18 protein-coding genes and 1 tRNA gene are annotated in these 19,454 nt (G+C 59.5%); 16 read left to right on the top strand and 3 right to left on the bottom strand.

Annotated elements, in window-relative coordinates:
• Nucleotides 1-97 precede the first annotated feature (97 nt).
• The 11 genes from rplU to HMPREF2884_RS04085 all read left to right on the top strand — a co-directional run bounded on the left by rplU (nt 98) and on the right by HMPREF2884_RS04085 (nt 10,091).
• Nucleotides 98-409 (top strand): 50S ribosomal protein L21, encoded by a 312-nt coding sequence (rplU, locus tag HMPREF2884_RS04135; RefSeq protein WP_005505764.1) that lies wholly within the window; start codon nt 98-100, stop codon nt 407-409.
• Between the two features lie 40 nt (nt 410-449).
• Nucleotides 450-707: a 50S ribosomal protein L27 gene (gene rpmA / locus HMPREF2884_RS04130; RefSeq protein ID WP_005505766.1), complete on the top strand. Its 258-nt coding sequence runs from the start codon at nt 450-452 to the stop codon at nt 705-707.
• A gap of 194 nt (nt 708-901) precedes the next feature.
• Nucleotides 902-2,509 (top strand): GTPase ObgE, encoded by a 1,608-nt coding sequence (gene obgE / locus HMPREF2884_RS04125; RefSeq protein ID WP_070615851.1) that lies wholly within the window; start codon nt 902-904, stop codon nt 2,507-2,509.
• 381 nt (nt 2,510-2,890) lie between these two features.
• Nucleotides 2,891-3,640 (top strand): nicotinate-nucleotide adenylyltransferase, encoded by a 750-nt coding sequence (gene nadD, locus HMPREF2884_RS04120; RefSeq protein ID WP_049354513.1) that lies wholly within the window; start codon nt 2,891-2,893, stop codon nt 3,638-3,640.
• Nucleotides 3,633-4,700, top strand: coding sequence for a hypothetical protein (locus tag HMPREF2884_RS04115; protein ID WP_049354512.1), 1,068 nt, complete (start codon nt 3,633-3,635; stop codon nt 4,698-4,700). The genes nadD and HMPREF2884_RS04115 overlap by 8 nt, the downstream gene beginning before the upstream one ends.
• 66 nt (nt 4,701-4,766) lie before the next feature.
• Nucleotides 4,767-5,204 carry a ribosome silencing factor gene (gene rsfS / locus HMPREF2884_RS04110; RefSeq protein WP_005505774.1) on the top strand — a complete coding sequence of 146 codons (438 nt, stop codon included), beginning with the start codon at nt 4,767-4,769 and terminating at the stop codon, nt 5,202-5,204.
• 269 nt (nt 5,205-5,473) lie between these two features.
• Nucleotides 5,474-5,546: transfer RNA gene (locus HMPREF2884_RS04105), tRNA-Ala, on the top strand.
• Nucleotides 5,547-5,658: 112 nt separating this feature from the next.
• Nucleotides 5,659-6,639 carry a cation diffusion facilitator family transporter gene (locus tag HMPREF2884_RS04100; protein ID WP_070615849.1) on the top strand — a complete coding sequence of 327 codons (981 nt, stop codon included), beginning with the start codon at nt 5,659-5,661 and terminating at the stop codon, nt 6,637-6,639.
• A gap of 384 nt (nt 6,640-7,023) precedes the next feature.
• Complete coding sequence (locus tag HMPREF2884_RS04095; protein WP_070615847.1) at nt 7,024-8,424, top strand: glutaminase; 1,401 nt, start codon at nt 7,024-7,026, stop codon at nt 8,422-8,424.
• A 425-nt stretch (nt 8,425-8,849) separates the two neighbouring features.
• Nucleotides 8,850-9,773, top strand: a complete 924-nt coding sequence (locus HMPREF2884_RS04090) for a polysaccharide deacetylase family protein (protein ID WP_246827921.1) — start codon at nt 8,850-8,852, stop codon at nt 9,771-9,773.
• Nucleotides 9,774-9,818: 45 nt separating this feature from the next.
• Nucleotides 9,819-10,091, top strand: a complete 273-nt coding sequence (locus HMPREF2884_RS04085) for a hypothetical protein (protein WP_239661600.1) — start codon at nt 9,819-9,821, stop codon at nt 10,089-10,091.
• 97 nt (nt 10,092-10,188) lie between these two features.
• On the opposite strand, the gene HMPREF2884_RS04080 is transcribed toward HMPREF2884_RS04085, so the two are convergent.
• From HMPREF2884_RS04080 to HMPREF2884_RS04070, 3 genes are all read right to left on the bottom strand, one after another.
• Complete coding sequence (locus HMPREF2884_RS04080) at nt 10,189-10,791, bottom strand: excalibur calcium-binding domain-containing protein (protein WP_083309674.1); 603 nt, start codon at nt 10,789-10,791, stop codon at nt 10,189-10,191.
• A 262-nt stretch (nt 10,792-11,053) separates the two neighbouring features.
• The gene (locus HMPREF2884_RS04075; protein ID WP_070615843.1) at nt 11,054-11,794 is read right to left on the bottom strand and encodes a DsbA family oxidoreductase; all 741 of its coding nucleotides are present in this window, start codon (nt 11,792-11,794) and stop codon (nt 11,054-11,056) included.
• 226 nt (nt 11,795-12,020) lie between these two features.
• Entirely contained in the window at nt 12,021-13,130 is a 1,110-nt protein-coding gene (locus tag HMPREF2884_RS04070) for a polysaccharide deacetylase family protein (protein WP_070615841.1), read from the bottom strand.
• A gap of 177 nt (nt 13,131-13,307) precedes the next feature.
• Between HMPREF2884_RS04070 and HMPREF2884_RS04065 the strand changes: the two genes are divergently transcribed.
• From HMPREF2884_RS04065 to nrdF, 5 genes are all read left to right on the top strand, one after another.
• Nucleotides 13,308-14,417, top strand: coding sequence for an App1 family protein (locus HMPREF2884_RS04065; protein WP_070615839.1), 1,110 nt, complete (start codon nt 13,308-13,310; stop codon nt 14,415-14,417).
• Nucleotides 14,418-15,191: 774 nt separating this feature from the next.
• Nucleotides 15,192-15,416, top strand: a complete 225-nt coding sequence (gene nrdH / locus HMPREF2884_RS04060) for a glutaredoxin-like protein NrdH (protein ID WP_005505794.1) — start codon at nt 15,192-15,194, stop codon at nt 15,414-15,416.
• A 74-nt stretch (nt 15,417-15,490) separates the two neighbouring features.
• Nucleotides 15,491-16,021, top strand: a complete 531-nt coding sequence (gene nrdI / locus HMPREF2884_RS04055; RefSeq protein WP_049354719.1) for a class Ib ribonucleoside-diphosphate reductase assembly flavoprotein NrdI — start codon at nt 15,491-15,493, stop codon at nt 16,019-16,021.
• Nucleotides 15,994-18,174 (top strand): class 1b ribonucleoside-diphosphate reductase subunit alpha, encoded by a 2,181-nt coding sequence (gene nrdE / locus HMPREF2884_RS04050; protein ID WP_070615837.1) that lies wholly within the window; start codon nt 15,994-15,996, stop codon nt 18,172-18,174. The genes nrdI and nrdE overlap by 28 nt, the downstream gene beginning before the upstream one ends.
• A gap of 147 nt (nt 18,175-18,321) precedes the next feature.
• Nucleotides 18,322-19,299, top strand: coding sequence for a class 1b ribonucleoside-diphosphate reductase subunit beta (gene nrdF / locus HMPREF2884_RS04045; RefSeq protein WP_049342043.1), 978 nt, complete (start codon nt 18,322-18,324; stop codon nt 19,297-19,299).
• Nucleotides 19,300-19,454: the final 155 nt, after the last annotated feature.

The following is a 19,454-nucleotide window of genomic DNA, read 5'->3' as shown; positions in this document are numbered from 1 at the left end:
ATTTGATTGGCGGGGGAGGGCGCACAGCAATGAAAGCGCAGGCTGCTCATTCGTGTGAGATCCAAGAAGCAAGTTGTCGAGAAAAGTGAGTCCCATAGTGGCATACGCGATTGTACGCGCTGGCGGCCGCCAGGAGAAGGTTTCCGTAGGCGACCTCGTTACCCTTGACCGTGTTGCAGGTGAGCCCGGCAGCACCATCGAGCTGCCCGTGCTGCTGCTCGTCGACGGTGACAAGGTCACCGCTGACGCAAAGTCCCTGGCTTCCGCCAAGGTTGTTGCTGAGAAGGTTGAGGACCTGCGCGGTCCGAAGATTGTTATTCAGAAGTACAAGAACAAGACCGGTTACAAGAAGCGTCAGGGCTTCCGCGCCGAGCTGACCACCGTCAAGATTACCGCTATCAACGCGTAATCGAAACGACCGGAATTCAACCCTAAGGTAGGAATACAGAATGGCACACAAGAAGGGCGCAAGCTCCACCCGTAACGGCCGTGACTCGAACCCCCAGTACCTCGGTGTTAAGCGCTACGGCGGCCAGTCCGTCAACGCAGGCGAGATTCTCGTTCGCCAGCGCGGCACCCACTTCCACCCCGGCCTGAACGTTGGCCGCGGTGGCGACGACACCCTGTTCGCTCTGGCAGCAGGCACCGTCGAATTCGGTACCCGCAAGGGCCGCAAGGTCGTTAACATCCTGGCAGCAGCTGAGTAATACTCACCGCTAGGGCAGAGGGGGTAGGCGTTAGTCTACCCCCTCTCGCTATGACCTCGAATGCCGTGGACGCCCGTGCTGGGCTCCACGATGAGGCGCACCCCAACCCGGTCGCGCCTGCTACCGCATCCGCAGCATGATTGGTGTGTGCCGTGCGGTGGCGAAGTGAAGATTTTCCAAGATAAGGAGAACCCGTGGCAGAATTCGTGGACCGCGTGGTCTTGCATGTATCTGGCGGTCGCGGAGGTAACGGCTGCGTCTCCGTGCGACGTGAAAAGTTTAAGCCCCTGGGCGGCCCTAACGGCGGTAACGGTGGTAATGGTGGCGCGGTGATTCTGCGCGTGGATAACCAGACCACGACCCTGTTGGAGTACCACCACAGCCCGCATCAGCACGCCCCGAATGGCGATATTGGTCGTGGCGATATGCACCACGGCTTCAACGGTGAGGACCTGATTCTGACCGTGCCGCAGGGTACTGTGGTGAAGGACCGCGAGGGTAATGTTTTGGCTGACCTGCTGCGTGTGGGCGACGAGTATGTTGCTGCCCGTGGCGGTATGGGCGGTCTGGGTAATGCTGCGTTGGCTTCGGCTAAGCGTAAGGCTCCCGGTTTTGCTCTGTTGGGCACCCCTGGTGAAGAGGCTGATATTGTTCTGGAGCTGAAGTCCATTGCGGATGTGGCTCTGGTGGGTTACCCGTCGGCTGGTAAGTCTTCGTTGATTGCTGCGATTTCTGCGGCGCGTCCGAAGATTGCTGATTACCCGTTCACCACTTTGATCCCGAACCTGGGTGTGGTGCAGGCGGGCGATGTTCGCTACACCGTTGCGGATGTTCCGGGTCTGATTGAGGGCGCTTCGGAGGGTCGCGGTCTGGGTCACCGCTTCCTGCGCCATGTGGAGCGTTCTTCGGCTCTGGTGCACGTGATTGACTGTGCGACCCTGGAGCCGGGCCGTGACCCGATTAGTGACTTTGAGGTGATCCGCGGCGAGCTGCAGAACTACGAGGTTGACCCGACTGCGGGTGTGACCGTGCCGCTGCATGAGCGTCCGCAGATTGTGGTGCTCAATAAGATTGACGTTCCTGAGGCTCGTGAGCTGGCGGAGTTTGTTCGCCCCGAGTTTGAGGAGATGGGCTTTAAGGTCTTCGAGATTTCGACTGCTTCCCATGAGGGTCTGAAGTCCCTGATCTTTGCGATGGCAAAGCTCGTGGAGGAGGACCGCGTGGCTCGTGCCGCTGCTGAGAAGGAAGCGGAGCGCGTGGTTGTTGAGGCTCCTGTGGTTCGCCCGAAGGGCTTCCGCGGTAAGAAGAAGCAGGAGTTCACTATTCGCCGCGAGGAGCGTAACCTTGAGCCGCTGTTCCGCGTGATTGGTGAGAAGCCTGAGCGTTGGATTCAGCAGACTGACTTCAATAATGATGAGGCTGTCGGCTACCTGGCGGACCGCCTGGCGCGCCTGGGTGTTGAGGATGAGCTGTTCAAGGCTGGTGCTCGTGCCGGTGACGCCGTGGTGATTGGTGAGAACGACAACTCGGTGATCTTCGATTGGGAGCCGACCATGGTCGGTGGCGCTGAGTTGCTGTCCTCCCCGCGTGGTACGGACGCTCGTCTGGAAGAGATCATTCGCCCGACTCGTGCGCAGAAGCGTGTGGAGTACAAGGAGCGTATGGACGCGAAGGCAGAGGCTCGTGCCGAGCTGGAGTCCGAGCGTGTTGCAGGCGTGTGGACCGAGTCGGTTGAGTACCGCAAGAAGTTGAAGGAAGGCAAGGTCGACGAGAATATCGACATGCCGAACGTCGACGACTAGTAGCTGAAGCGTAGCTGTTGCCTAGACAGCTGTTTCCTAGACAGTGAATGGTGCCGCGTACCGGGGTTTGGCTCCGGTGCGCGGCGCTTTCTTGTGTGCGGTGCTTTCTTGTAGGTTCTGTGGTTGCCGCTCGCGCCGGATGTGCGTGTTGGAACACGCGGGTGAGCCTGCGGTCGGGCGTGCTGGCTGGGTATTCCACTGGCGGCTTAGCTCACCCCCGTCATTTCGGTGTTTTTGACCGTAAGAAGGTAGCATAGAGGGGAATGTACGCGGGCACCGTTTTCGGTGTTGCGTACCTTCTGTGTACCTGCCCGCATCCGCGCCTGTGGCGGCTCCCAAGTTGCCGTGGTGCGGTCTCTGTCCCCAGCAAGGACGGCATTTGTGACTGACCAGCCTGTTCACCTTGATTTTGGTGCTCCGAGCACCGAGTCGATTCCCCCGCGCACTCCCGGTCGGGTGCGTCTGGGCGTGATGGGTGGAACCTTCGACCCGATTCACCACGGACACCTGGTGGCAGCTAGTGAGGTTGCCGCCGTGTTCGACCTGGATGAGGTCGTGTTTGTTCCGACCGGTCAGCCCTGGCAGAAGGTGGGGGAGCGGCACGTGAGTGACGCTGAGCATCGTTACCTGATGACGGTGATTGCGACTGCGTCGAACCCGCGTTTTACGGTGAGCCGTATTGATATTGACCGTGGCGGCGCCACGTACACCTTTGATACGCTTAACGAGCTGAGCGCCCTGCGCCCGGATGCTGACCTGTTCTTCATTACCGGCGCGGACGCGATTAGCCAGATTATGACCTGGCGCAATGCCCATAAGCTGTGGGATTTGGCGACTTTTGTGGGCGTGACCCGCCCCGATCATGAGCTGGATCCGCCGCTGGCTGAGGGTCGTCATATTACGACTCTGAAGATTCCTGCGATGGCGATTTCTTCGACCGATATTCGTCGCCGCGCAGCTGAAGATGCCCCCATCTGGTACCTGGTGCCGGATGGTGTGGTGCAGTACATTGCTAAGTACGGCCTGTACAAGAAGGACGCTTTGACGGCGTACCGTGACGGCTTGCCCCGCGTGAAGGATGAGTCTGGGCAGGCACCCCAATCGACGAATAATGAGGGAACACATGAGTGAAGCTACGGGTTCGAAGCCCTATAGCGAGGACGAAGCGTACCTCTACGAGACGTACGTGACCGAGGACGGCATTGAGGTGCCGCCGCCTACTAAGGTGATGGGTCCGCGTCGTCTTGCCCGCTACCGTGAGGAAGTTGCCGAGTACCTGCGTGCAGCCCGCCGCGGTGAGCCCGCGAAGCCTGTTGCGAACATGGGCTCCGTGATTCATGCGGGTGCTATTGACCCGCAGGTTCTGGCTGTTCAGCGTCGTTTTGCGGCGCTGGCGGCTCAGGGCAAGATTGAGACTGAGGCGAACGATGAGGAGAAGCTGCACGAGCCTGCTCCTCTGACCAGTAGCCTGCGTGTTCTGCGCCCTGAGGAGATTGCGCAGAACCGTGTGGATGCGACCAGCCCCTCCGCGGTGGATAACCCGATGACTTCTTCGATTCCGGTGATTGCCGTGGTCAAGGAGGAGGAGCCGGAGCCCGAGTTGCACCAGTACTTGGTGCGCGATGAGCCGAAGGTTGAGGAGCTGGACAGCTCTGACGTTGAGGCTGAGCAGACTGAGGTCGCTTCCGTTGAGGAAGAGACCGTTGAGGTTGCTGAGGTTGAAGAGTCTGCTGACGAACTGCCCACCCGCGTGAGCGCAGTGAACGCGCAGGGTCTTGACCTGAGCGTGCTGGATAGCGCCTCCGCTGGTGACACCGTGGACTCGGTGGACGGCGACCCGACTGTTGCTCTGAGCCCGGATGAGGTTGAGGAGCTGCTGCAGCGCATGGTGGATCGTCAGGATCCCGAGGAGTCCGCTGCCCTGGTTGAAGAGGTCACCGAGGAAGCTGAGGAGTCAGAGGAAGCCGCGAAGGATGCAGAGTCCAAGGTTGCTGATTCTAAGGTTGCTAAGTCCAAGTCTGCTCCGGTACCTTCCGCTGAGGCTTCCAAGGAGTCCGCTTCTAAGGGCGCTGTTGAGAAGACTGAAGAGGTTCTGCAGCCTGCGCAGAAGGCCTCCCTGGCGTGGCTGTGGATTGTTCTGCTGCTCGCCCTGGTCGTTGTTGGTCTGATTATGATTTTTGGCCCTAAGTAGGCCGTGAACAATGCACCCCTGTTGCGGGTGCTGCCGGCGGGTGTTCTGCCGGCAAGGAAGGAAAATATGACTGCTGCACAGTCCTCGATTGAGGCTCTGCGCATTGCCGCCCGCGCTGCGGAGGAGAAGCAGGGAACGAACCTGTTCGCTGTGGATGCATCCGACGCGATGGGTCTGATTGATGGCTTCCTGGTGGTTTCTGCCCACAATGAGCGCCTCGTGAACGCTGTTGCGGATGAGGTTGAGGACGCTCTGCGTGAGCAGGCTGACCTGAAGCCGGTCCGCCGTGAGGGTCGTTCCTCGGGCCGTTGGATTCTGCTGGACTTCGGCGATATTGTCGTGCACGTTCAGCATGAGGAGGACCGCGAGTTCTACGCTCTGGATCGTCTGTGGGCTGAGGCTCCGCGTATTGAGCTGGGCGTTGAGAACGAGGCTCCCTTCGACATTGAGGGTGAGACTGAGGAAGATGCTGCACGCATCATTCCCGCTCAGGACGAGGCGTAAGCTTCTGCTTGATTTTTAGCTGATGAGGGGTGGGCTCTGCTGGCGCTGTATGGTGCCGCGGGGGCCGCCCCTTTCGGCGTGTTTGGCTGGCGTGTTCGACCTGCGTGTTTGGTCTGCGTGTCGAGGGTGTTTCTGTCTGCCCGGTTGCCCCTTCTGCCAGCCCGGTCGCACGGGAACTTTTTTGGAGTTTTGGGGGCGCTGGTTTGCATCGCTGTCCGTGGTGTGTGTAATATATTCATGTTGCCTCGTTGAGGTCACTAACAGAATATGGGGATATGGCGCAGCTGGTAGCGCACCTGCATGGCATGCAGGGGGTCAGGGGTTCGAGTCCCCTTATCTCCACGTTTTCCTCGGTTGAGGAGCTTGTCGCCCGGTTCTTGTAAATCGGGCGATTTTGCTATCCACTGATAACTCTCGATAGTCAACAACGCAGTTCATAGTTGAGGAGAAGCGCATGGGAGCGCACGCACATCACGGCCACAGCGGGCATCACGGGCATCACCATGGGCACGACCATTCGCATGCCCCGAGCCCGGAGGAAGCCGCCTCGATGCGTCCGCGTCTGCTGATTGCGTTCAGTCTGGCGGTCGTTATTGTGTTGGCGCAGGCGATTGGTTCGCTGGTCACGGGAAGTCTCGCGCTGCTGACTGATACGGCGCACGCTGTTACGGATGCCTCCGGTCTGCTGGTTGCGCTCACTGCGGCTTCGTTGATGACGCGCCCGGCGACCTCGCGCCATACGTGGGGTTTTCGCCGTATTGAGGTGCTTGCCGCCCTCGGGCAGTCGGTGCTGCTGCTCGCGGTGGGTATCTACACGGCGGTAGAGGGCGTGCATCGCCTGTTTGCTCCGCCGGAGGTGCCCGGCACCGAGCTACTGGTCTTTGGTGTGGTCGGTCTGGTCGTGAACGTTATTGGCATTGCGGTGCTGGCTACGGCGAGGAACGCGAACTTCAATATGCGTGCCGCATTCCTGGAGGTGCTCAACGACGCCCTGGGTTCGTTGGGCGTGATTGTGGCGGCTATCGTGATTTGGCTGACCGGCTTCTACCAGGCGGACGCCCTTGCGGGTCTGTTCATTGCGGCGCTGATTGTGCCGCGTGCGATGCGTCTGATGAGGCAGACGACTGCGGTGCTCATGGAGTTCACCCCGGACGGCCTGGACCTGGACGCGATGCGTGAGCATATGCTCCGCGTTGACGGCGTGGTGGAGGTTCACGACGTGCACGCCTCGATGGTGGCGACCGGCCTGCCGGTGGTGACCGCGCACGTGGTGGTTGCCGATTCGTGCTTCCATGACGGCTCTGCGGTGGCGATTCTGGATCGTATTCGTTCCTGCGTGGCGACCCATTTTGAGGTGTCGGTGGAGCATTCGACGTTCCAGCTGGAGACTGCCGAGTTGGGTGGTCGCGAGCCGGCTTCGATTCGCCACCCGTAAGTTGTGCCCGTAGGCTGGCTCGCGTAAGTTGTGCCCGTAGGTTTTGCCCGGGCTTCGTCGGCGGTTCTGCCCGCCGCGGTAAATTACGGCAGAAAACGGCAAACCAGAACAGGTACCAGAGCCTGAAATAGCGGGGGAGTAGTGACCGTTATATTTGGTGGCTTCAACACGCAAAAGATACACTCTTTAGGGAGCAAAAGGTGCTCCTCACCCACACACTTTGACAGGTCCGCTGGCTGGCTCTTTAGTTTGGTAGCCGCGGTAGCCTGTAACGATGAGCGCCTCAGCCCAGCTGAAACGGAATAGCTGAAACGGAGCAGCGGGCGGGCGCATCCTGGAATTTTTGACGAGAACAACCACGATTAGCAGCAGATACGGAACACTATGCATTCACCTATTGCCACTTACCTGACCGAGACCCTCGAGTCGGTCGCTTCTGATACCTCCGGTGAGTTGGCAAACTACATTCCGGAACTTGCCGCCGTGGACCCGGACAAGCTTGCCGCGTCTATCGCCATGGTTGATGGTGAGCAGTACGCCGCCGGTGACTCCGATGTGGAGTTCACGATCCAGTCGATTTCTAAGCCGTTCGTGTACGCCCTGGCGCTCGCGGACCGCGGCTATGATGACGTGCTCGCGAAAGTGGGCGTGGAGCCTTCCGGTGAGCCGTTCAACGAGCTGTCCCTGGAGGACGGCTCCGGTAAGCCGCTGAACCCGATGATTAACGCGGGTGCGATTACCACCCATTCGCTGGTGGGTCCTCCCGGTGCGACTCAGGGTGAGCGCATGGAGCGCGTCATTTCTGGTCTGTCTGCGTTTGCGGGCCGTCGCCTGTCGGTGAATGAGCGCGTGTACGAGTCTGAGCTGGAGCACGCGCACCGCAACTACGCGATTGCGCACATGCTGCGCGGCCACGGCATCCTGACCGGTGACCCGACCGTGGCGGTGCAGGGTTATACCCGCCAGTGCTCGCTGATGGTGACGGTCAAGGATTTGGCGTTGATGGCGGCGACTTTGGCGAACTATGGTGTACATCCGGTGACGGGTGAGCAGGTGGTTCCTAAGACTGTGGTGCGTCAGGTACTGAGCGTCATGTTCACGTGCGGCATGTATAACTCTGCGGGTGACTGGGCGACCCAGGTGGGTGTGCCGGCGAAGAGCGGCGTGGGCGGCGGCATTATTGGTGCGGTGCCCGGTCAGCTGGGTGTGGCGACGTTCTCGCCGCGTCTGGACGGTCACGGTAACAGTGTGCGCGGCGTGGAGCTGTTCGAGCAGTTCTCGGATGACATGGGCATGCACGTGATGAACGTGCCGACCGTGGCTCGTTCGGCGTTGCGCGCGAACTACCAAATCGGTTCGGGCGATGAGTCTATGCGCCTGATCCAGTTGCAGGGCCGTATCCGTTTTGCGGGTGTGGAGCGCGTGATTCGTGAGATTGTGGAATCCCCGATGGAGGGTTCCAAGGTTGCCCTGGATGTGACTCGCGTGTACGCGGTGGATGAGGTTGCTCAGAGCATGCTCCTGGAGCTGATGCGTCGCCTGCGGAATGACGGGTACAAGGTGTACCTGATTGATAACGACGAGACGATCACGAACACGGATGCGCTGCGCAGCATGGGTGTGAAGGTTCTGACGAACCCGGCAGCGGTGACTTCTGCTGAGTCGGATGCTGAGCGTGTGGCTGAGGCGGACGCCGAAGAAGCGGCTGAGGCTGCGGCTCTGGAGGCGCTGAATGCGCTGGATTCCGCTAAGGCGGAGCAGCCGGAAGCTTCGGAGTCCGAGTAGGTTTCACTCCGCGTACTTGATCGTATCTGCGTACTTGGCAGTACGATTGCGTGAACTTTATATATTGAGGCCCCTTTCCTAGGCGCGTTATGAACGTGTTCAGGGGGAGGGGCCTTGCTGTGCTTACCTAGAGCTGCACCTTGCGCTGTAGCTGGAGCTGTACTTGAATCTGTACCTAGAGCTGTACCTTGATTATCTGGCGTGCGGGTAGCTTAGTGTACTGAGCGTGGTCTTCGGTGAGTGAGTGGACTGAACGTGTATAAAGGTTCTTTAATAGCGCCGTTGTTAATCATTAAGTAATATTTTGAATTTTTCGATAGCTGACGGCGATCTCATCATACACTCGTAATATGAACACTGTTCCACACTCAGAAACACCTATCACTACTCGTCAATCCGCTATCGTCAACCCCGTTACTGACCACATGATATCGGGTGCTTCTGCCCGCGCCTCCATGGGGCGACGGGAACTCTTACAACACGTTGGTACCTTTGGTCTGGGTGCGGTGGGCTTCGGCGTGCTGGGTCTTGGCCTCACCGGTTGTACCCCGTCGAACACCCCATCGAGCAGCCCGTCCGGTAGTGCGTCGGGTAGCGCCTCGGCGAGCCCCTCTTCGACCCCTTCGGCAAGCTCGGCGGCTGCCCCTTCCGCAACGGGTACCCCATCCCCGACCGCCGCGGCATCTCAGACGGCTTCTGCGACTGCGACCTCGTCGAACCCGGTTCCCGAAGCTCGTGCCTGGACTGGCCCGCAGACTGGCCTGCCCGGTGAGGGCAAGTATATTGCGTGGACGGTCGATGACGGCGCCGACCCGGAGGTGGTACGCGCCTACGCGGAGTTTTCTCGCCGTACCGGCACGCGCCTCACCTTCTTTATCAACGGTCAGTACCCGGCGTTTAGGCAGCATCGTGACCTGTTGTTGCCGCTGGTGAAGAGCGGCCAGTTGCAGATTGCGAACCATACGTATAGTCATGCGGCGTTGACGAGCCTGACGGATGAGCAGATTGTTCAAGAGTTGACCCGTAATGATGAGGAGATTAGGCGGCTTTTTGGGGTGTCTTCGACGCCGTATTTCCGCCCGCCGTACGGGTATTATGATGCGCGCGTGTTGGCGGCTGCGGCGTCGTGTGGTTTTACGCGCCCGGTTCTGTGGTACGGGTCGTTGGCGGATTCGTCTAATATTTCTTCGGCTGAGGTGTACGCCTTTGCGGAGAAGTATGCGTTGGCTCAGCATATTGTGATTGGGCATTTGAATTATCGGGGTGTGGTGTCTGAGCTGGACCGTATTCGGGCGTTGTTGGATCGGCGCGGGTTGAAGACGGTGACGATTCGCGACTATTACGGGTAGTGCGGGGGAACCCTGGCGGGGGTTCCGGTGGGTATACTGGGAGGCATGATGAAGCTTCCTCAGAACCCTCTCCTTCGGCAGGTGCACCGCTTCCGTGAGTCGCTGCTGCTTCTGCTGTATTACTCGCTGTCTTTTCTGGGTGTGCGGTGGATGCGCACGGGGCATCCGCGTGTGGCGGCGGTGTGGTCTGTGGGTTTGTGGCTGAACTTGGTGCTGCGTGGCATGGGCCAGGTGGTGCGTATGCTGGTGCCGGTCCTGCAGGATGCGGAGGCGCGCCGTGCTCGTGCTGAGCGTGCCCGCGCCTACCAGCCGCGCTAACCTCACCGACTGCTCTAACAGAACGAGGCTGATATGACGAAGCCCCCTCGTACTAGAAATAGTGCGAGGGGGCTTCGCTATAAGGGCAGACGGAAGCCTAGCGCTTCTTCTTCGGCTCGCACGCCACGCCGTCACCGTCTTTATCTAGACCAGGGCGGTAACCCGGCTCGCCACGGTGCAGGGGCGCTGCACCAGCCGCACGAGCATCAGCGCATGTTTCGTAATAGACGCTTGACTGCGCCGGAGCCTGCTGCACCGGCTGAGCGGGCGCCTGCTGAGCGGGAGCTTCAGCCGCCGGAGCCTGCGCGGGCGCCTGCTGAGCAGGAGCCTCAGCCGCTGGAGCCGGTGCCTGCTGGACGGGCGCCTCCGTAGCTACCGGAGCCTGCTGCGCGGGCGCCTCAGAAACCGGAGCCGCCGGCGCCGCCACAGAAGGAGCCTCAGTCACCGGAGCCTGTACGGGAGCCTCAGTCGTCGGAACAGGCGACGGGGTTTCCGTCGGGGTAGGAGACTCCGAAGGAGACGCAGACGCACTCGGCGTCGAAGAAGCAGTAGGGGAAGCCGAAACGGAGGGGCTAGCCGAAGCAGAGGTCGACGATGACGCAGACGGCGTAGACTTCGGAGCACGAACAGACGAAGAGCAACCAGTCAGAAGCAGAGCACCCGCAAGAACACCAGCGGTCGCGGCGTGAATTTTCAACACAATATTCCTTTAGAAGTGAGTGGACAAGCGTGTTCACCGTAGAACACACACTCCAGTGTAAAGGAAAGCCGCCTCACCCGCAGACAATATCGAGCCGCCCACAAAGAGTCCAACAAGGAAAGATACAATGTGCGGGCACAGCAAAGCCCCCTTGCCCCGGTTCAACCAAGAACCAGGACAAGGGGGCTTCGACCTATCTACGGGCTGTATGAGCCGGGGGGCTAGGGGAGTAGCACCCCCGCCGCGCACTTCTCAGCGGCTACTAGGAGCAGTTGCCGTTCATATCGCAGGACGGACCCGCCTCCGCAGCATTGTTACCTGCCGCGTCACCAGCCGCGCCCGCCAGTGGGTTCAGGAACTCAACACGGTGAGTCTCCTCCCACACCTGACGCAGCGCCTGCACCAGCATCTTCGCAGGCTGCGCACCACTAACCGCCCACTTCGACTCAATCAAGAAGAACGGCACACCATTAATGCCCAGCTGGCGTGCCAACTGCTCATCAGCACGCACATCCGCCGCGTAACGGTCGCTCTTCAACACCGCCTCAACCTCGGCAGTATCCAGGCCAATCTCAGAAGCAATATCCAGAATCGACTCGTGATCCTGCACCGAACGGCCCTGCGTAAAATACGCCAGCTTAAACGCCTCCTGCGCCGCCGACGCCAAACCCTGCTCCGCCGCATAATGAATCACACGGTGCGCATCAAACGTGTTACCGTACCGTGCCTGACGCCAATTGAAATCCAAACCCACCTCACGGGCACGCTCCGCCAACGACTCCTGGCTCGCAATCGCCTGATCCAACGACATCTGATACTTACCGGCAATCAGCTCAGGCAGCGAACCGGCAGGATGTTCCGTAGCCGACGGGTCCAGCTCAAAACTATGCCACACCACCTCAACCTCGTCACGGTGCTCAAACTCGGCGAGCGCCTGCTCCAGGTTACGCTTGCCCACGTAGCAGAAGGGGCACACAATATCGGACCAAATATCAATACGCATGTTATCTATTCCTCTCATACTCGGATGCGGCACATTGCCGCCTGTATGCTCACCTAACGCCCCGGCTGCCGTGTTTATTCCCGGCTATTCCCAGCGTTATTTCCCAGCGGTTATTCCCGCCGGGTACGGCAAAGCCCCCTCGCGCCGGTTCGTACAGAATCCCTGTATAGGAATGTCCGTACAGGAACCGGGTCAAGGGGGCTTAGCGCACGCGAAATACGCGACCCTATCGGCGGGCAGCCGCCGGTGCGGTCGTGGCAGTAGCCGCAGGTGCAGCGGTCGCACGAGCAGGCGGAGCCGTAGTGGTTGCCGCCGCAGGTGCAGTCGTAGCCTGCTGGCTTGCCGCTACCTCATCCTCATAGCGGGTAGTCGGCGCCTGAGTCGGAGCCTCAGTAGTCGGCTCCGGGGTAGGGGTAGGCGCCTCCGTAGTTGCCTCGGGGGAGGGGGTGTTCTCCTCCGGGGTGGGGGTCGGCGAAGGAGCCGCCGCCTTAATCTCTTCCTCGGATGCGTCACCGTAGTAGTCACGAACCGTCACTGCAGTCAGGCCGCGGTCATCGAGCAGGCCCTTCACCTTATCGAGGATCGGGATGATCGTCTCGTAGTTCAAGTGACCCAGCACAATCTGCTGCGGCAGCATGTAGCGGATGCAGCGCATGTAAATCACACGGGAGCTGGTCTTCGCCTCGTCGCCGGTAGTGCCGTTCCACATGACCGGGCGGGTAAAACCAATCTCACCGGCAGCCTTCAGCACCGCATCGTTGTAGCGGCCGTACGGCGGGCGGAAGTACGGCTTCGACGAGACACCGAACATGCTCATAATCTCGTCTTCGTTACGCTGTAGCTCTTCCTTCACACCCTCAGCATCCAGGGTGGTCAGGTCAGCGTGGTTGTACGTGTGGTTCGCAACCTGAATCTGGCCACTCTGAACCAGCGGACGCAACAACGACACATGCTCCTTAAACCCGGTGTAAGAAGCGTTAATGAAGAACGTCAGGCGAGTATTCGTACGCTTCGAGAACTCAGCGTAGCCGCGAATCGCCTCCGGGCTTGCGCCGTCATCAACAGTCCACGCAACATACTTGCCGTCACCAACGAGGGAGTTGCCGATGCCGGGCCATTCGCGCGGCTTATCAACCGGGTTGCCAGCAGCGGCAACCGTTGGCGAATTCGTGGGTGCGGGGCGAGTAGCAGCAGAGGTCTCGCCGCCAGCCTGATACGGAGTGAAATTACCGCTGGTGCCGTCGTAGTCATTCGACTTCTTCGAGCAGGCAGCAATCAGCGGAAGCATAGCAGTGCCGAGCACAAAAAGTCGGCGGTTAGGCTGTGAGTGGGTCATACTCTCCAGGATAACGCCCCCACCTGCAAGGAACGAATCTGAACAGCGAATACACCCTAAATAATGTGCACATCACACCGCGCGCTCAGCACCACAGTATTAATAGGTATAAAAACTAGGTATAAGAACACAAAATCCTAAAGCCGCAAGCCGGTAACGCTCCGCTACACTAGTGGGATGGAGAATTTGGGCACTCACGAACTGCGCAACCTTGTGAACGATGCTGCCGACGAGGCAGTCAACATCGGCTACCGTGTTGCAGACCGGCTGCACAGGTGGCGCGAAAAACGCGCCATCGCCGCCGGTCGCGAGCCTATTCTCGTGCCCACCGAAGGCTACGGCCGCGCCGCCTCCGACGGTAACCCCGGCTGGGTCCGCATCATCGCCCGCGCACTCTACAAGACGGTCAACCTCGAACGCCTGCTGCAGGTCGTAGAAGGCACCCAAGACACCGCCAACCCCATGCGCGGCTGGCGCTCCTTCACCGCCACCGCAATGTCCGATGCGCCCGTCACCATCGTTATCGACGGCACCAAGTATGAGGCGTACACCGACCGCGGCGGCGTACTCGACGTCAAACTCAGCATCGACCTGGACCCTGGCATGCACGAAGTCATCATGTACGTGCCCGGCTCCCGCGCCGTAGCAACCAGCGTCTACATCGTTCCCGAAAGCCAGAAGCTCGGCGCCATCATGGACGTCGACGACACCGTCATGGTCACCATGCTGCCGCGCCCCCTCGTCGCTGCCTGGAACTCCTTCATTCTCGACGAGCACGCACGCATCCCCACCCCCGGCATGGCGGTCATGACTGACCGTATCCGCCGCAGCCACCCGGATGCGCCGTTCATGTACCTGTCCACCGGCGCCTGGAACATCACCCCGACCCTGCGCCGCTTCCTCAGCCGCAACGGCTACCCGCGCGGCACGTTCCTGCTCACCGACTGGGGCCCCACCCCCGACCGCTGGTTCCGCTCCGGAACCAACCATAAGGTCGAGTCCCTGCGCCGCCTCGCCGAGGAATTCCCGCAGATGAAGTGGATCCTCGTCGGCGACGACGGGCAGCGCGACCCGTACATCTACAACGGCTTCGCGGTACGCTACCCGGACAACGTGGCGGCAATCGTCATCCGCAACCTGACCGTGGGGGAGACCATGCTCGCCTCCGGCCGCGTGTGGAGCGACTACCGCGCCGAACAGATGATGCGCTCGCCGCTGTGGATTGAAGCCACCGATGGCGTAACGCTCAGCAAGAAGCTGCGCGAGCTGGGCCTGATCGATTTCTAGCCGGTTACTGCTCACCGGTTGCTAAAACCAGCATGGATACCCAGTAAACCCACCGTGAATACCGTGAAATACCGGTATATGCGGTGGGTTTTGGTGTTTCAGCGGAATTAACCAACTTAAACCCACGACACACCGGCTGCTGAAAAAGAGTTAAAAATCTTTTCTACAGCCTTAATCACATAGCTTAAACCCGCTCGAAGGGGGTTAACCCCCGCCTTTAAGAAAGTCCGTTCTGCTTTAAAACCGCGCCGTTCCGCGCAAGAACGGGCGAGAGTTAAGATCTCTTTAAAATCAAGCCCGAATCTTCCGGGTTTTATGCCCCCAAACGCATACATGAGGTTAACTGAACCTCAACTCAGCGGGCGAATGAACCCTTAAAAATCCTGACCAACTTAAACCCCACCTGTGGATAACCCGGCACACCCCGCGAAAATACGGCGAACTAGCCCCGCGGCAGGGTGTGGATAAGCTGTAGACACCCTCTCTTAAGTGGGTTCAACTGTGGGTTTATCGAACGAAACACGACCCTCGCACCACATCATCTTGTGGTGCAGAAAAATCTCGACACTAGATGTAGTATTAATACTCGGTTCCACCACTACGGCACTTTTAGGCGCCCTGCCCCAGCGCAGGAAACCGCCACGCCCCACTAGGAGGGGGTAGCGGACGGCACAGCGCCCGCCGTAAACAACACGTGGCGAACCACCGACGAAACACGCCAGATTCATTCACGAGATAGCCCCGCCCGAGCGGGAGAAAGTAAGAGGCACTCCCATGGTAGTGACCGTGTACACCAAGCCCCAGTGCGTCCAGTGCAACATGACCTACCGCGCCCTCGACGCGAAGGGTATCAGCTACACCAAGGTTGATATCACCGAAGACGCTCAGGCCCTCGAAATGGTCAAGTCCCTCGGCTACATGCAGGCACCCGTCGTCATCGCAGGCGACGAGCACTGGTCCGGCTTCCAGCCCGACAAGATCAACGCTCTGGCAGCGTAACAACCCTGCCGAAACCCGTACAAACGGAAAATCGGCACGGAACCACACCGGCACACGAGAATAAGGAGTACAGATTGAGTACCGCCCTCACGCCCAACCCCGTCGACGAGCACGCAGAAATCCGCAAGATTCTTATGGATGCACGCAACGCCTCCGAGGGTCGAGCGACCGAGGTCGAACTGGACGACACGGCGCCACTCATCGTGTACTTCTCCTCCATCTCCGGTAACACCCACAAGTTCGTGGAGAAGATCCGTGCCCGCCGCCTCCGCCTGCCGCTGCGCACCGGCGAGGACACCCTCATTCTTGATGAGCCGTTCGTGCTCATCGTCCCCACCTACGGCAAGCCTGATGGCGCCGGTAACGTTCCCCCGCAGGTGGTTAAATTCCTGAACGTGGAGCAGAATCGCCACCACATACTCGGTGTGATTGGCTCCGGCAACACCAACTTTGGTCCGCTCTTCGGTATCGCGGCAGACATTGTCGCCAAGAAGTGCGATGTGCCCGTGCTCTTCAAATTTGAGCTCATGGGCACCGATTCAGATGTAGAAAAAGTCAACGAAGGATTGGAAGCATTTTGGACGCAAAACTGCCCTCAGCACTAGAAACTCTCGGTGCAGGCCACAACGGCAAGAGCGTGCCCGAGAAGTTCAAGGGTATGAGCTACCACGAGCTGAACGCACTGCTGAACCTCTACGATGAGAACGGCCAGATTCAGTTCGATGCAGACCGCCAGGCGGCACGTCAGTACTTCCTGCAGCACGTCAACAACAACACCGTCTTCTTCCACGACCTGGAAGAGAAGATTGAGTACCTGATTGAGAACCAGTACTACGAGCCGGAACTCTTCGACAAGTACAACTTCCAGTTCATCAAGAACCTGTTCAAGCGCGCCTACGCCGTGAAGTTCCGCTTCCCGACCTTCCTGGGTGCCTTCAAGTTCTACACCTCCTACGCGCTCAAGACCTTCGACGGTCAGCGCTACCTGGAGCGTTTCGAAGACCGCGTCTGCATGGTCGCACTGCTGCTGGCAGAAGGCAACGAGAAGCTCGCCGAAGACATCGTCGACGAGATCATCTCCGGCCGTTTCCAGCCGGCAACCCCGACCTTCCTCAACGCAGGTAAGAAGCAGCGCGGCGAGCTCGTCTCCTGCTTCCTGCTGCGCATGGAAGACAACATGGAGTCCATCGGCCGCTCCATCAACTCTGCACTGCAGCTCTCCAAGCGCGGCGGCGGCGTGGCATTCGCCCTGACCAACCTGCGCGAGTCCGGTGCGCCCATTAAGAAGATTGAGAACCAGTCCTCGGGCGTTATCCCCGTCATGAAGCTGCTGGAAGACGCCTTCTCCTACGCAAACCAGCTCGGCGCACGTCAGGGTGCCGGTGCCGTGTACCTGCACGCACACCACCCCGACATCTACGCCTTCTTGGACACCAAGCGTGAGAACGCTGACGAGAAGATCCGCATCAAGACCCTCTCCCTGGGCGTTGTCATCCCCGACATCACCTTCGAGCTGGCGAAGAAGAACGAGGACATGTACCTCTTCTCCCCGTACGATGTGGAACGCATCTACGGCGTGCCCTTCTCCGACATCAACGTCTCCGAGAAGTACTACGAAATGGTCGACGATGCACGCATCACCAAGACCAAGATCAACGCGCGTGAGTTCTTCCAGACCATCGCAGAGATCCAGTTCGAGTCCGGCTACCCGTACGTGATGTTCGAAGACACCGTCAACCGCGCGAACCCCATCGCCGGTAAGGTCATCATGTCCAACCTGTGCTCCGAGATCCTGCAGGTTTCTGAGCCGTCCACCTACCACGCTGACCTCGGCTACGAGACCGTCGGTAAGGACATCTCCTGCAACCTCGGTTCGCTGAACATTGCACTGACCATGGACGGCGACGACTTCGGCAAGACCGTGGAAACCGCGATTCGTTCGCTGACCTCCGTCTCCGACCAGTCCGACATCCGCTCCGTACCCTCCATCGAGCGCGGCAACAACATGAGCCACGCCGTGGGTCTGGGCCAGATGAACCTGCACGGCTACCTGGCACGCGAGCACGTCTACTACGGTTCCGAAGAAGCACTGGACTTCACCAACATGTACTTCTACACCGTCGCCTACCACGCAATCCGCGCCTCCATGCAGATTGCTAAGGAACGCGGCCAGCGTTTCGAGGGCTTCGAGAACTCGAAGTACGCATCCGGTGAGTTCTTCGCAAAGTACATTGAGAAGGAATGGGCACCGCAGACCGAGCGTACCCGCGAACTGTTCGCTAAGCACCACATCCCCACCCGTGAAGAGTGGATTCAGCTGGCTGCTGACGTGGCACAGTACGGCATGTACAACCAGAACCTGCAGGCTGTTCCGCCGACCGGCTCCATCTCCTACATCAACGGTTCGACCTCTTCGATTCACCCGATCGCTTCGAAGATTGAGATCCGCAAGGAAGGCAAGCTCGGCCGCGTCTACTACCCGGCACCGTACATGACCAACGAGAACCTGGAGTACTACCAGGACTCCTACGAAATTGGTTACGAGAAGATCATTGACACCTACGCTGTTGCAACCCAGCACGTGGACCAGGGCCTGTCGCTGACCCTCTTCTTCCGCGATACCGCAACCACCCGCGATATCAACCGCGCCCAGATTTACGCATGGCGTAAGGGCATCAAGACCATCTACTACATCCGTCTGCGTCAGATGGCTCTTGAGGGTACCGAGGTTGAAGGCTGCGTATCCTGCATGCTCTAGCCCGAATGCTGTGACGCATTCAGCCTGAGCTGGCACACTATAACTAAAGACTGGAAGGGGCGGTTACGGTAAACACGCAAACCGCCTGCGCGACTGGCTGGCCGCGCGTGGCACCGTAACCGCCCCTTAAGAATCGGAGAATTACTAATGAGCGAAAAGGTGAAGCTCGTCGACCACGTGGTCGAGGCTATCAACTGGAACCGTATTGAGGACGAGAAGGACCTTGAGGTTTGGGATCGTCTGACCGGTAACTTCTGGCTGCCGGAAAAGGTGCCGCTGAGCAACGACGTGCCCTCCTGGAAGACTCTGACCGAGGAAGAGAAGCAGCTGACCATGCGCGTCTTCACCGGTCTGACCCTGCTGGACACCATCCAGGGTACTGTCGGTGCTGTGTCCCTGCTGCCGGACGCTGTGACCGCGCACGAAGAGGCCGTGTACACCAACATTGCGTTCATGGAGTCCGTGCACGCAAAGTCGTACTCCTCAATCTTCTCGACCCTCGCCTCCACTAAGGAGATTGACGAGGCGTTCCGCTGGGCTGCTGAGAATGAGCACCTGCAGAAGAAGGCGAAGATTGTTCTGTCCTACTACACCGGTGACGACCCGCTGAAGAAGAAGGTCGCCTCCACTCTGCTGGAGTCCTTCCTGTTCTACTCGGGCTTCTACCTGCCCATGTACTGGTCTTCGCACGCGAAGCTGACCAACACCGCTGACCTGATTCGTCTGATTATTCGTGACGAGGCAGTGCACGGCTACTACATTGGCTACAAGTTCCAGCGCGGCCTGGCGAAGGAGTCCGCGGAGCGTCAGGCAGAGCTGAAGGAGTACACCTTCAACCTGCTGTACGAACTGTACGAGAACGAGGTGGCGTACACCCACTCCCTGTATGACGGTGTGGGTTGGAGTGAGGACGTGAAGAAGTTCCTGCACTACAACGCTAACAAGGCTCTGATGAACCTGGGCTACGAGCCGATGTTCCCGGCGTCCGTGACTAACGTGTCCCCGGCGATCCTGTCGGCGCTGTCCCCGAACGCGGATGAGAACCACGACTTCTTCTCCGGTTCCGGCTCTTCCTACGTGATCGGTAAGGCCGTGAACACCGAGGACGAGGACTGGGACTTCTAAGCACCCTTTCTTGCCTTTAGTTATGAGGCTGAGATAAACCGAGCGGAACCCCCGCGTGTCCACTGTGGATGCGCGGGGGGTTCCGCCGTTTAACCGGGCTATTCAACGTGCCGGGAAGCGGGGGAGAGGCGGCGGAGAAGCAGGGGAGTAGGAGC

This window comes from Rothia sp. HMSC073B08 (assembly GCF_001812975.1).
Lineage (GTDB): Bacteria > Actinomycetota > Actinomycetes > Actinomycetales > Micrococcaceae > Rothia > Rothia mucilaginosa.
This window is presented reverse-complemented; position numbering and strand designations above follow the sequence as displayed.